General features: G+C 64.3%; 14 protein-coding genes. 7 read left to right on the top strand and 7 right to left on the bottom strand.

What is annotated here, in order from left to right; genetic code table 11:
• Nucleotides 1–13: 13 nt before the first annotated feature.
• From QUH67_RS29485 to QUH67_RS29465, 5 genes are all read right to left on the bottom strand, one after another.
• Nucleotides 14–820: a heme ABC transporter ATP-binding protein gene (locus QUH67_RS29485; protein ID WP_300943009.1), complete on the bottom strand. Its 807-nt coding sequence runs from the start codon at nucleotides 818–820 to the stop codon at nucleotides 14–16.
• The gene (locus QUH67_RS29480; RefSeq protein WP_300948215.1) at nucleotides 817–1854 is read right to left on the bottom strand and encodes a FecCD family ABC transporter permease; all 1038 of its coding nucleotides are present in this window, start codon (nucleotides 1852–1854) and stop codon (nucleotides 817–819) included. The genes QUH67_RS29485 and QUH67_RS29480 overlap by 4 nt, the downstream gene beginning before the upstream one ends.
• 50 nt (nucleotides 1855–1904) lie before the next feature.
• Nucleotides 1905–2858, bottom strand: a complete 954-nt coding sequence (locus QUH67_RS29475; RefSeq protein WP_300943008.1) for a heme/hemin ABC transporter substrate-binding protein — start codon at nucleotides 2856–2858, stop codon at nucleotides 1905–1907.
• 7 nt (nucleotides 2859–2865) lie between these two features.
• Nucleotides 2866–3072: a hemin uptake protein HemP gene (locus QUH67_RS29470; protein ID WP_300948214.1), complete on the bottom strand. Its 207-nt coding sequence runs from the start codon at nucleotides 3070–3072 to the stop codon at nucleotides 2866–2868.
• Nucleotides 3073–3253: 181 nt separating this feature from the next.
• Nucleotides 3254–3484 (bottom strand): hypothetical protein, encoded by a 231-nt coding sequence (locus QUH67_RS29465; RefSeq protein ID WP_300943007.1) that lies wholly within the window; start codon nucleotides 3482–3484, stop codon nucleotides 3254–3256.
• 40 nt (nucleotides 3485–3524) lie between these two features.
• Here QUH67_RS29465 and QUH67_RS29460 point away from each other — a divergent pair, with 40 nt between their 5' ends.
• The 6 genes from QUH67_RS29460 (at nucleotide 3525) to QUH67_RS29435 (ending at nucleotide 8794) form a co-directional block, all read left to right on the top strand.
• A complete protein-coding gene (locus QUH67_RS29460; protein WP_300948213.1) occupies nucleotides 3525–5678 on the top strand; it encodes a TonB-dependent hemoglobin/transferrin/lactoferrin family receptor in 2154 nt (717 codons plus the stop codon).
• 135 nt (nucleotides 5679–5813) lie between these two features.
• The gene (locus QUH67_RS29455; protein ID WP_300943006.1) at nucleotides 5814–6149 is read left to right on the top strand and encodes an antibiotic biosynthesis monooxygenase family protein; all 336 of its coding nucleotides are present in this window, start codon (nucleotides 5814–5816) and stop codon (nucleotides 6147–6149) included.
• A gap of 12 nt (nucleotides 6150–6161) precedes the next feature.
• On the top strand, nucleotides 6162–6677 hold the full coding sequence (hutX, locus tag QUH67_RS29450; protein WP_300943005.1) for a heme utilization cystosolic carrier protein HutX: 516 nt from the start codon (nucleotides 6162–6164) through the stop codon (nucleotides 6675–6677).
• Between the two features lie 33 nt (nucleotides 6678–6710).
• Entirely contained in the window at nucleotides 6711–7496 is a 786-nt protein-coding gene (exbB, locus tag QUH67_RS29445; protein ID WP_300943004.1) for a tonB-system energizer ExbB, read from the top strand.
• An 18-nt stretch (nucleotides 7497–7514) separates the two neighbouring features.
• Nucleotides 7515–7958, top strand: a complete 444-nt coding sequence (gene exbD / locus QUH67_RS29440) for a TonB system transport protein ExbD (RefSeq protein ID WP_300943003.1) — start codon at nucleotides 7515–7517, stop codon at nucleotides 7956–7958.
• Nucleotides 7959–7963: 5 nt separating this feature from the next.
• Nucleotides 7964–8794, top strand: coding sequence for an energy transducer TonB (locus QUH67_RS29435; protein ID WP_300943002.1), 831 nt, complete (start codon nucleotides 7964–7966; stop codon nucleotides 8792–8794).
• 149 nt (nucleotides 8795–8943) lie between these two features.
• Here the strand turns inward: QUH67_RS29435 and QUH67_RS29430 are convergent, their stop codons facing one another.
• Nucleotides 8944–9948, bottom strand: coding sequence for an alpha/beta fold hydrolase (locus tag QUH67_RS29430; protein WP_300943001.1), 1005 nt, complete (start codon nucleotides 9946–9948; stop codon nucleotides 8944–8946).
• Between the two features lie 90 nt (nucleotides 9949–10038).
• Nucleotides 10039–10860, bottom strand: a complete 822-nt coding sequence (locus tag QUH67_RS29425) for an alpha/beta fold hydrolase (protein ID WP_300943000.1) — start codon at nucleotides 10858–10860, stop codon at nucleotides 10039–10041.
• Nucleotides 10861–11078: 218 nt separating this feature from the next.
• Between QUH67_RS29425 and QUH67_RS29420 the strand changes: the two genes are divergently transcribed.
• Nucleotides 11079–11972: a LysR family transcriptional regulator gene (locus QUH67_RS29420; RefSeq protein WP_300948212.1), complete on the top strand. Its 894-nt coding sequence runs from the start codon at nucleotides 11079–11081 to the stop codon at nucleotides 11970–11972.
• Nucleotides 11973–11979 lie beyond the last annotated feature (7 nt).

Genomic DNA, 11979 nt, shown 5'->3' with positions numbered 1-11979 from the left:
TAAGTCTGCGGCGTTATGTCATTGGCTGGCCCGCTGGCCGCATGGTCTGCGGCAGCAGAAACGGCGCGCCCTGATCGGTGTATTCAACCTTTACATCCACCTCAAAAATCCGGCGGATGGTTTCGGCGGTGATTGCATCAGTGCGGCCGCCGTCGACGGCGAGCCTGCCGCGATGCAGCAGCACGATCCGGTCGGCGAAGCGCATCGCCAGGTTAAGGTCGTGCAGTACGGCGATCACCGCGGTGCCGTTCTGTGCGCGCCGTTTCGCTGTTTCCACCAGATCGATCTGGTGGCGCATGTCGAGGCTGGAGGTCGGCTCGTCGAGCAGCAGGAGCCCCGGGCCATGCTGCTTTTCGCCGCAGGCAAGCTGCACCAGCACGCGGGCGAAATGCGCGCGCTGCTGCTCGCCGCCGGAGAGCGTCGGCAATTGCCGGTGGCTGAAATGCGCCAGCCCGACCTCGCCCAGCGCCGCATCGACCAGTTTCTGTGCGGCGGCGCGGCCGGTATCGCCTGCGCCCATATGGACGATTTCCTCGACCGTGAACGGAAAGGTGACGTTGACGTGCTGCGACAGCATGGCGCGGTGATGGGCGAGTTGCCGCGGCGGATAGGCGTGGATGTCACGCTGCTTCAGTTTGATCTGCCCGCGGGTCGGGCGGAGATCGCCGGACAGCATCCGCAGCAGCGTCGACTTGCCGGCGCCGTTGGGGCCGACGATGGCGACCATCGCGCCGGCGCTGACACGCAGATCGACGCCGTCGACCAGCGTGGCACCGCCGATCGCCAACGAGACCGTTTGCGCTTCGAGAACGTCGGTCATAGCGAAACCAGCCCGCGCTGGCGCAGTAGCATGCCGAGGAAGAACGGCGCGCCGATCGCCGCTGTCAGGATGCCGATCGGCATTTCGGCGGGCGCCACGATGGTGCGGGCCAACGTATCGGCTCCCACCAGCAGCACGGCGCCCAGCAGCATCGAGGCCGGCAGCAGCAGCCGGTGCGCCGGCCCGATCACCAGCCGGAGCAGATGAGGCACCACGATGCCGATGAATCCGACCACGCCGCAGACCGAAACCGCGACGCCCGTCATCGCCGACACCAGCACGATCGAAATCCGCTTCAGCCGCTCGACATCGACGCCGCTGTGAAACGCTTCGGCCTCACCCAATACGAGCACATCGAGCCCGCGCGCGATCGAAACGCAGGCGATCAAGGCAAGCGCCAGCACCGGCGCCAGCGTCGCGAGCTTGGGCCAGGTCGCCCCGCTCAGCGAGCCCAGCATCCAGAACGTGATGTCGCGCAACTGGCGGTCGTCGGCGATGAACACCAGAAGCCCGATGCCGGCATTGGCGATGGCGGCAATCGCAATGCCGGCGAGCAGGAAGATCGCGATCGACGTCCGCCCCGAGCGGCTCGCGATCGAATAGAGGACGATCGTGGTGACCAGCGAGCCCGCAAACGCCGCGATCGGCAGCAATTGATGCTGCATGAAGCGGAAGCTTTGGCCGATCTGGCTGTCGGTGAACACGATCGCGGCGGCCGCCGCCAGCGCGCCGCCGGAGGAAACGCCGACCAGCGCGGGGTCGGCGAGCGGGTTGCGAAACAGCCCCTGCATGATGGCGCCCGATGCGGCGAGCAGGGCGCCCACCATCGCGGCCGCGGCGATCCGCGGAATCCGGATCGACCACAGCACGAGCTGGTCGCGTGCCAGCGTCGGTCCGGCGTCGCCCCACAGCCCGAGCGCGGCCGGCAGCCGGGCCAGCGGAATGCCGGCGGCGCCCATCGTCAGTGCGATCAGCGCCGCTCCGGCAAGTGCGATCAGCAGGCAAAGCAGGGTGAGCGAAGCGGGCGGACGCAGGGCGTATCCGCTGCGCGGCTTCGCGCGCTCGGTGCTGTCGGAGAGGGTGGTCACAGCCGGCAGTTGGCGGTAACGGCGGCGGGCTTGAATTTCTCCGCCTGCGGCGCCAGCCCCGGATAGAGCTTGATCGAGAGGTCGCGGGCGGCAGCCGCCGTGCGCGGGCCGAAGCCGAGCAGATAGAGGCCTTCCATGGCGATGAAAGTCTTGTTGGCCGCGACCGGCGTCAGCGCGAAAGCCGGATGGACGTACAATGTCTCCGCGTCCACCGAGTCCTTGCCGCGCTGGATCGACAGCACCACTTCGGGCTTTGCCGCGATGATCGCTTCGTCATTGATGATCTTGTAGCCGTCATAGCCGTCGATCGCGTTGACGGCGCCGGCGAGCGCGATGATCTCGTTCGCCGCGGTGTTCTTTCCGGCGGCCATCGCCCGGCCGTTCAATAGCGACATCACGAACATCACGCGTACCGGCCTCGTCACCTTGGCGCGCAGCTCGCGGAGTTGCGCCAGATCGTCGGTCACCACCGCCGTCAGGCACTCGGCCCGCTTGTCCGCACCCATGGCGTGGCCGACCAGCTTGATCTTGTCGAGCAGGCCCTGTTCGGAAAAGGTTTCGGGCACCAGCACCAGCGGCACCTTGGCCGCTTCCAGCACGTCCATGGTTTCCTTTGGCCCGGAGCCCTGTACCGCAAGCACCAGCGAGGGATTGAGCCCAAGCACGCCTTCGGCCGAAAGCTGGCGCATATAGCCGACATTCGGCTTGTCGCGCAGTGCGGCCGGCGGATAAAGGCTCGTCGTGTCGACGCCGGCTAGGCGGTCCTCGAAACCCAGGGCATAAAGGATTTCGGTGATCGCGCCGCCGATCGATACGATCCTCGCCGGGTCAGATATCGTGACATCGCGGTTGCGCGCATCATGTACGGTAATGCCCGCAGCGATGGCCGCACCGCCGAGCACGAAGCCGCAGGTGGCCACAGATAATAAGAGCGTGCGGCAGAGTGTCATTACCGGTTCACTTGGTCAGAATCAGTTTGTTTTGCGACGTCAGGCGCAAGCGATAGCTTTCCGCGCCATGCGCGATGATGATTTCGCGCTCGGTCGCGAACAGTTCGCGGCTATCGATCCGGCTGCCGTTCATGGTAAGAACGCGCTTCGCAGACGGCGGGTTCTCGGCATGCTTTCCGGCGCCTCCGACATTATCTTCTGAAGGTGACGCCATAATTGCGGTTGTGTCCCTGTGTTCCCGATCAGCTGCTTTGTATAATTTGATCGACGCGCAATCCAACAGCTGCACTTTACAATCGATATAAAGTGCATCCCGGCCTGATTGACCGGTTCCTCAACGCGGCGTAACCAAAGACAGACGCGACACGAGCGGGGGTGCCCGGTCGCGGAAATGATTAGCCAGCAAGCAGCCGCGCTTCAGGGCGGCGCCCGCCAGCCAAACCCAAGACACAAATAACAGGTTGGGGCAGTATGGCTTTCGGGGTCAGGTATTCGCGCGCCTTGGTTTTGGGCGCGTCGGCAATTTCGTTCGCTTTGATATCGTCGAGCGCGGCATATTCCCAATCGGCCGGACCGGAGACCGCTACGCGCGCATCCGAGAAAAAGCTGAAGCAGTCGAAGCGCAAGCCGGCCGCGCCGCAACAAGAGGCGCAAGCCTCGCCGGTGATGAACGCGCGCGCGCAGATCGGCCGCGCGCCGGTGCAATCGCTTGACACAATCACGGTGGCGGCCTCGAAGACCGAGGAGCGCGCGATCGATGCGCTGGCGCCGGTCAGCTCGGTATCGATGGAGCAGATCCAGGGTCTGCAGCCGAACCGGCTGTCGGATGTCTTCTACAATGTGCCGGGCGTGTCGTTCCAGGAGCGCGGCGACGACCCCGCGACCGTGATCAACATCCGCGGCCTGCAGGATTTCGGCCGTGTTGCCGTCGTCGTGGACGGCGCGCGGCAGAATTACCAGCGTTCCGGACACAATGCCAACGGCTCGTTCTTCCTCGATCCGGAGCTGGTCGGCGGCGTCGACGTGGTGCGCGGCCCGACATCCAACATCTACGGCTCCGGCGCGATCGGCGGCCTGGTCTCGTTCCGCACCAAGGACATCAACGACGTCGTGCGTCCGGGCGAGCGCTGGGGCGTCGACATGACCGGCTCCGGTGGCACCAACAATGCGCGCGGCCTCGGCTCGATCTTCGGCGGCGTGCGCGCCGATCCCAATGTCGACGTGTTCGGCGGCGCGGTGTACCGCACCCAGGGCAACTACAAGGACGGCAACGGCACCGAAATCGGCAACACCGGCAATGAGCTTGCGGCAGGCCTGATGAAGCTGACCGTCCGCCCCGCCGATGGTCACGAAGTCAAGATCGGTGGCGTATTCCAGGATTACCAATACAGCATCGGGCAGCAAAATCGCGGGGCCACCACGACGGCGGCGCCGCTGGCGGCGATCGCGGGCTCGTCGGTCTATTCATCGGACGCGAAGAATTACCTTGGCACGATCACCTATAAGTACTCCAAGCCGGACGACAATTGGTTCGACTGGAACGCCACGGTATATGGCAACCGGGTCGAGAACGACCAGGTCAAGACCTACAACAACCGCATCAGCACCGGCGGCGGCGTTTGCCCGATCGGTACTCCCGGCAACAACATCTCGGGCTGCGTCGGCGACCGCCGCGGCTATGTGCTCGACACGCTCGGCGTCGACGTCAACAACACCACGCGATTCAACGTCGGCGACTGGCGCAATGCGGTGACTTACGGGTTCGACGCGTTCCGCGACGACGTGGTGACGACCGACGCGCGCGGCAACTCCGACGTCACCACGCCGAGCGGCGTGCGCACCGTTTCCGGCGGCTTCATCCAGTTGAAGCAGAACTATTCGACCTGGTTCGAAGCCATCAGCGCGATTCGCTACGATCGCTATGATCTGGACTCGCGGACGGTCTCTACCGGCGGCGACCGTTTCTCGCCAAAGATCACCCTCGGCGTGACGCCGATGGCAGGCTTCACGCCTTATGTGAGCTATGCCGAAGGTTATCGCGCGCCGTCGATCACCGAGACGCTGATCGCGGGCGGCCACGCCACGGGCGGCGGTCCGGCCTTGTTCGCCTGTCCCGATGGCACCAGCGGCCTGTTCTGCTTCCTGCCCAACGCCGGACTGCGGCCTGAGGTCGGCAAGAACAAGGAAGTCGGTCTCAACCTGAAGTACAATGACATCTTCACGTCAGGCGACAGCTTCCGCGGCAAGTTCAACGTCTTCCGCAACGACGTCGAAGGCTACATCGATCTCGTTGCCTCGACGCCGACAGCGACTCCGTTCGGCACGTTCTCGCAGTTCTATCAGTACCAGAACATCGCGCACGCCCGGATCGAGGGCGTGGAAGCCGAGACCATGTATGATGCCGGCCTATGGTATGTCGGCGTTGCCGGTCACCTGATCCGCGGCAAGAACGTCGCCACCAATATCGGGCTGGCGACCATCACGCCGCGCAAGATCACGACGACTGGTGGCGTGCGGTTGCTCGACCGCAGGCTGATCCTGGCGGCGCAGTGGTCTTCGTTCGGTGCCAACAACGACGTCCCCGCCGGATATCTTCCCTCGACCGGGTATGAGCTGGTCAATCTGTACGCGACCTGGCATGCGACCAAGGACATCATGTTCACGGCATCGATCGACAATCTGCTCAACCAGTATTACCGGCCCTATTCCATTCCCGGCAGTTCCACCGACGGCACCACGCAAAACGACGTGTTGTGGTCGAGTCCTGGACCGGGCAGGGTCTACAAGGCAGGCTTGAAGATTCACTTTGGCGGAGCGTAATTTGACGAGCTGATAACCGATCATGTTGCACCGGGCCGCGTTGATGCTCCAGCGCGGTTTCGGTGCGTTCGTATTCCCAACCAACTCAAACCGTACGCCAGGCGCAACCCCGCATCCCAGCAAGGAGAATTCGAAATGTTTATCGCAATGAACCGGTTCCAGGTGAAGATTGGCGCTGAAGCGGCGTTCGAGACCGTCTGGCGCACGCGCGAATCCTATCTCGGCAACATGGCCGGATTCGTCGAGTTTCATCTGCTCAAGGGCCCCGTGCTTGAAGATCACACGCTGTATTCCTCGCATACGACCTGGGTCGACAAGGCCGCGTTCGAGGCCTGGACCAAGTCGGAAGAGTTCCGCCGCGCCCACGCGCGCGCCGACAACAAGACCGGCGAGAGCCTCTACCTCGGCCATCCCAAGTTCGAAGGTTTCGAGGTGATCCTGAGCGAGCGCAAGTCCAGCGCTGCTGCCTGAGGGGAGGGCGCGATGTTGAGCACGGAGCTTGCCGACCTCAGGGCGCATATGGCCGAGAATCCGGGCGCTGTCATCGAGGACGTGGCGCGGGAGCGGAAGGTTTCCCCGCGCGCGGTACTCGAGGCGATGCCGGAGGTGATGGTGCGTATCGGCCCCGGCGGCGAGTTCGGCGCTGCCATGAACGACGTTGCCGAGTGGGGCGAGGTGACACTGATCGTCCATACCGACGACGCGATCTTCGAATTCACCGGGCCGCTTCCGGCGGGCGAAGTCGGGCGCGGCTATTTCAACCTGATGCAGCCGAAGGGGCTCCACGGCCATCTCCGCCATGAGCGATGCGCAGCGATCGCCTTCGTGGAGCGGCCGTTCATGGGCAAATCGTCAGCCTTCATCGCCTTCGTCAATGTCGATGGCGGCATCATGTTCAAGGTGTTCGTCGGGCGCGAGGAGACCCGCGCGCTGCGTGCCGACCAGATGCAGCGCTTTCATGCGCTCGCCGGGAGGATCGCGCCCGCCCGCGCGGCGTAGCCGATTCCTGCAGTATCAGTCCGGGAGGTGGTCATGCAGCAAACAGTGCTGGACCTGGTGATCCGTTGGGGTGTTGCGGCTGGCGCAAGCGTGTTGCCGGGCGCGGCGCGCGCCGCCACGGACGCAGCGCTGCTGCCGCGCAACCTGTCGCCCTGGAATATGTTCATCAATGCCGACATCGTGGTGCAGGCGGTGATGGTCGGGCTTGCCTTCGCCTCGTTGGCGACCTGGACAGTCTGGCTTGCCAAAACCATTGAGGTCCGCCGCAAGTCGTCGACCGCCCGCCGCCGTCTGGGCCTGTTGGAAACAGATACGGTGCTGGCCCGGGCGGAGCAGGAAACCCGGGGCGGCAAGGATGCCGTGGCCCAGATCATCCAGTCGGCCGCGCGCGAGGCCGCTCTTTCCGGCGGCCATTTCGACGACGGCCTCAAGGAGCGCGTGGCGCTGCGGCTGGAGCGGGTTGAAGCTGCGATGTCGCGGCAGATCGCGCGCGGCACCGGCGTGCTGGCGACCATCGGCGCCACGGCGCCGTTCGTCGGCCTGTTCGGGACGGTCTGGGGCATCATGAATTCGTTCATCGGCATTTCCGAAGCCCACACCACCAATCTCGCCGTCGTCGCGCCCGGCATCGCGGAAGCGTTGCTGGCGACCGCGCTCGGTCTGGTGGCAGCGATCCCGGCGGTCGTGATCTACAACCATCTCACCCGCACCATCGCGGCGCACCGCGCGCTGCTCGGCGACGCCTCGGCGATGGTGCTGCTGCTGATCAGCCGCGAAGGCGACCGCGGCTCGTTCCGGCTGGCGCGCGCCGCCGAGTAGACGACGGAGGGCCAGGCGATGGGCGCAAGACTCGGTCAGGCAGTCGGCGGCAGGACGCGGGGCGGCAGCGACGATCTCGTCGAATCGCACGAGATCAACGTCACGCCGTTCATCGATGTGATGCTGGTGCTGCTGATCATCTTCATGGTCGCAGCGCCGCTCGCCACCGTCGATCTCGGCGTCAATCTTCCCGCCAGCGCCGTCGAGCCGGCGCCGCGCCCGGACAAGCCGGTATTCGTCACGGTGAAGGCGGACCTCTCGGTTGCGGTCGGTGAGGACGTCATTGCGCGCGAGGCGCTGACGTCAGCCATCGATGCGGCAACCAAGAGCGACAAGAACGAGCGGCTCTATCTGCGCGCCGACAAGGCCGTCAGTTATGGCGACCTGATGGAAGTGATGAACCTGTTGCGCAACGCCGGCTATCTGAAGATCGCGCTGGTCGGCCTCGACGGCCGGAGCTAGCGCCAGTGAATGCGTTTGCGCTGCACGAGGTCTCCGACGGTGCGACGACCCGGCGCTGGGGAGTCTCAGCGTTCGTGATTCTAGCCGCGCACGCCGCGGTTATCGCGCTGGCAATGAACTGGTCCACGCAGCGGCCGATGCCCGGCGTTTCCCTGCCGGCGATCATGGTCGACATGGCGCCGGTCTCCGCCGCGCCGGAGCCGACGCAGGCCGATCTGGCACCGGGACCCGTGATGCAGCAGGCCGATGCCTCGCCGCCCGAGCCCGCGGCGGCGGAAGCCGTGCAGGAACAGATCGAGCCGACCCCGCCGCAGGAAAAGCCCGAAGTGTTCGCGCCGCCGGAGCAGAAGACCGAGCCGACTCCGCCGAAACCGGAGCCTGCCAAGGCCGAGCCCGAGAAAAAGCCGACGCCGGTGAAGCCGAAAGTGGTGCGCCCGGACGCCAGGAAACCGACCGACGCGCCGCCGGCGCCGCGCACGACGGCCTCGCCCAAGGCCGAACGCCAGGCGCCGGCCGCATCTGCCGCCAGTGCCGGTGCATCGGCGGCGGTGCTGGCGTCCTACCGGCAGATGGTCGCCGCGCACCTGCAGCGCTTCAAGCAGTACCCGCCCGCCGCCAAGGCCGCCGGCCAGCAGGGCACCTCGCGCGTCAGTTTCACGCTCAGCCGCAGCGGCGGGGTGCTTTCCGTCAGCCTCGGCGGTTCGTCGGGCCATTCGCAACTGGATGCCGAGACGCTCGCGATGGTGCGCCGCGCCCAGCCGTTTCCCGCGTTCCCTGCCGATATGAAGCAGTCGTCGATGCCGTTCAACGCGCCAGTGGCGTTTTATATCAGGTAGCGAACACTCCGGACGCCTCGCTTCAGTGCGGCGCCTCGTTTGACGGAACCTCGTAGCTGACGGTCCTGCTGTCGATCACGTTGCGGGTGCAGCCGGCGAGTTCGGGCAAAACCTCGCGACGACCTGCAGGCCGTTCCGTTCGTGAGAGGCTATGAGATCTTGCGGCTCAGAAAGTCGCGGATCAGCGGAACCATCTCGTCGAATTTGTCTTCGAGCGCGAAATGGCCGGTATCGATCAGGTGGAACTCCACTTTCGGAAGGTCGCGCTTGTACGGGTGCGCGCCATCGGCAGGAAAAATGAAGTCGTTCTTGCCCCACACGATCAGCGTAGGCGGCTGATGCTTGCGGAAATAGGCTTGCACCGCGGGATACAGCGGAAGATTGGTGCGATAGTCGTAGAGCATATCCATCTGGACTTCGTTGTTGCCGGGCCTGTCGAGCAGCGCCTGGTCGTGCACCCAGTTGTCGGGCGAAATCCGGCTCACGTCGGACATCCCGTCGGTGTATTGAAATTTCGTCGTCTCCAGCGTGACGAGCTTCAGCAAGGCCTTGCGACTCGCATCAGATCCATCGGCCCAGTACTTCTTGATTGGATCCCAGAACTCTTTCAGCCCTTCGTCATAGGCATTGCCGTTCTGCACGATCAGGCCGGTGATGCGCTCGGGATGGTTCAGCGCCATGCGCCAGCCCACCGGCGCGCCGTAGTCCATCACATACATCGCGTAGCGGGTGACACCGAGTTGATCGAGCAGACCGCCAATGAGTTCGCCGAAACGGTCGAACGTGTACTTGAAGGCCGCGCGGTCCGGCATGTCGCTCTGGCCGTAGCCGGGATAATCGGGAGCGATCACGCGATAACGGTCTGCCAGCGCCGGGATTAGGTTGCGGAACATGTGCGACGAGGTCGGAAATCCGTGAAGCAGCACGATGACGGGCGCATCCTTCGGCCCCGCCTCGCGGTAAAAGATCTTGATTCCGTCGATCACCTTTGTCCGATGGTACGTGACCGGATAGCCGGCGGCTGAGGCCTCGCGCGAAGACTTCGCCGACGCGCTCTGCGAGGCTGCCGCGGCAACGGCCACTCCGGAAATTCCGGCAATGAGGCGGCGACGATCGAGGCAAAGCGCCACGTCCTTGATTTCTTCGCTTTCCATGTCTGTCTCCGTGTCGGGAAGCCTGATTGTCGTGGATGATTGCGCGCCGTTAAACGCGCAGGCGAAAGATGATGTCCGCCGGGCGCCTTTTCAGCCCAGAATGAAGCCGAGCAAATCGCCGTTGAATTGATCTCGATGTGTTGCCATCAGACCGTGTGGAGCGCCGGGATAGACTTTCAGGGTGGCGTTCCTGATCAGCTTCGATGACAGCAGCGCCGAATCTGCGATCGGCACGATCTGGTCGTCGTCGCCGTGGATCACCAATGTCGGGATGTCGATCTGCCTGATGTCTTCGGTCAGATCGGTTTCCGAGAATGCCTTGATGCATTGATAGGCACCCGCAAAGCCGGCCTGCATGCTCCACATCCAGAACGCGTCCCTGACGCCCTGTGAGACCTTCGAGCCGGGTCGATTGGCGCCATAGAACGGCGCGGCGAGTTCCCGATAGTATTGCGACCGATCGGCAACGAGGCCGGCGCGGATGCCGTCGAAGACCTCGATCGGAAGTCCGCCGGGATTAGCCGCGGTTTTCAGCATGAGCGGAGGAATGGCGGAAACGAGTGCGGCCTTGACGACGCGCTTGGTGCCGTGCCGGCCGAGATAGCGCGCGACTTCGCCGCCGCCTGTCGAATGCCCGATCATGACGGCGTCCCGAACATCGAGCGCTTCCATCAGTGCCGAAAGGTCATCCGCGTAGGTGGTGAGGTCGTTACCGCTCCACGGCTGGCTGGACCGGCCGTGGCCGCGCCGGTCATGGGCGATGCATCGCAGGCCATGCGAGGCGAGAAACCACATCTGGTCGTCCCAGGCGTCGGCATTGAGCGGCCAACCGTGGGAGAAAACCACGGGACGTCCAGCGCCCCAGTCCTTGTAGAAGATTTGCGTGCCGTCCGCCGTCGTGATGGTGCCCACTGGCGTAATCCTCTTCGCGAGCAATCGAGCTGATTGCAACTTTGTTGATCGGTATGCCGTCAGCGCATCCCGACGGTCGGGGCCGGTTAGTTCCGCGCAGCACCCTTTTGAATCTCGCACGCCGGAGTCACCGAACGCCGAGCCTGTACCGCATTGCGGCGTGTGGGTGCACTCCATATGATCGAGAAGAACCTTCTCGAATTTGGAAAGACCGTGTAATGGATCGCTTGGAGGCGATGTCGGTTATCATCGCCGTCGCCGAAACAGGCAGTTTTTCCGCGGCCTCACGGCGTCTGAAGAAGCCGGTCGCAACCGTCAGTCGCATGGTCGCCGAACTCGAAGCGCGGCTGAAGGCCCAGCTGTTCAAAAGATCGTCGCGGCAAATGACGTTGACCGACGCCGGGCGTTCCTACATCGAGGCTTGCAAGCGCATCATCGAGCAGGTCGATGATGCGGAGCGCGAAGTGTCCGGCGAGTATAGAACCCCCAAAGGCGATCTGGCGATCACCTCACCTTGGGGACTGGGGCACATGCACCTGATGCCGATCGCCGTCGAGTTCATGAACGCCTATCCGGAGATTGCGCTGCGGCTTGTCCTCACCGACCGCATCGTCGATACGGTCGAAGAGAACATCGATATTTCGATCCGGATCGGCAATCTCGCGGACAGCAATCTGATCGCAACGAAAGTTGGTTCGGTCCGGTTCGTACTATGCGCGAGCCCCGGCTATCTCGCGGAGCATGGGTACCCGCGCGAGCCCGCTGAACTGGCAGCGCACGACTGCATCAGCATAGACAGCGTCGCGCCTCAGCGGAGCTGGAAGTTCATCAGGGATGGCCGGGAGATCGTGACGCCGATCCGGTCGAGGCTGACGGTGAGCGACTCGGAGGCGGCCATCGAGGCCGCCGTCGCGGGAGCCGGCATCACGCGGGTCATGTCATACAAGATGGAGGCGGCCCGGCGCGACGGCCGGCTCGTCCTCATGCTGGAGGAATTTGAGCAGGAGCCGTGGCCGGTCCATATCGTCTATGCCGAGCGCAAGCCGGTGCCGCTCAAGCTGCGCGCCTTCCTGAACTGGATGACGCCGCGCCTGAAGGCCCGGCTTGCCTGAACGCAGG

The organism is Bradyrhizobium roseum, from assembly GCF_030413175.1.
Taxonomy (GTDB): domain Bacteria; phylum Pseudomonadota; class Alphaproteobacteria; order Rhizobiales; family Xanthobacteraceae; genus Bradyrhizobium; species Bradyrhizobium roseum.
Note: the sequence above shows the minus strand (reverse complement) of the source record. Positions and strands in the feature narration are given on the sequence as shown.

What these genes read in the sequence shown, in the direction of transcription:
- QUH67_RS29485 (WP_300943009.1), bottom strand. Translation starts at nt 820, where the DNA reads ATGACCGACGTTCTCGAAGCGCAAACGGTCTCGTTGGCGATCGGCGGT.
- QUH67_RS29475 (WP_300943008.1), bottom strand. Translation starts at nt 2,858, where the DNA reads ATGACACTCTGCCGCACGCTCTTATTATCTGTGGCCACCTGCGGCTTC.
- QUH67_RS29470 (WP_300948214.1), bottom strand. Translation starts at nt 3,072, where the DNA reads ATGGCGTCACCTTCAGAAGATAATGTCGGAGGCGCCGGAAAGCATGCC.
- QUH67_RS29460 (WP_300948213.1), top strand. Translation starts at nt 3,525, where the DNA reads ATGAACGCGCGCGCGCAGATCGGCCGCGCGCCGGTGCAATCGCTTGAC.
- QUH67_RS29455 (WP_300943006.1), top strand. Translation starts at nt 5,814, where the DNA reads ATGTTTATCGCAATGAACCGGTTCCAGGTGAAGATTGGCGCTGAAGCG.
- hutX (WP_300943005.1), top strand. Translation starts at nt 6,162, where the DNA reads ATGTTGAGCACGGAGCTTGCCGACCTCAGGGCGCATATGGCCGAGAAT.
- exbB (WP_300943004.1), top strand. Translation starts at nt 6,711, where the DNA reads ATGCAGCAAACAGTGCTGGACCTGGTGATCCGTTGGGGTGTTGCGGCT.
- exbD (WP_300943003.1), top strand. Translation starts at nt 7,515, where the DNA reads ATGGGCGCAAGACTCGGTCAGGCAGTCGGCGGCAGGACGCGGGGCGGC.
- QUH67_RS29430 (WP_300943001.1), bottom strand. Translation starts at nt 9,948, where the DNA reads ATGGAAAGCGAAGAAATCAAGGACGTGGCGCTTTGCCTCGATCGTCGC.
- QUH67_RS29420 (WP_300948212.1), top strand. Translation starts at nt 11,079, where the DNA reads ATGGATCGCTTGGAGGCGATGTCGGTTATCATCGCCGTCGCCGAAACA.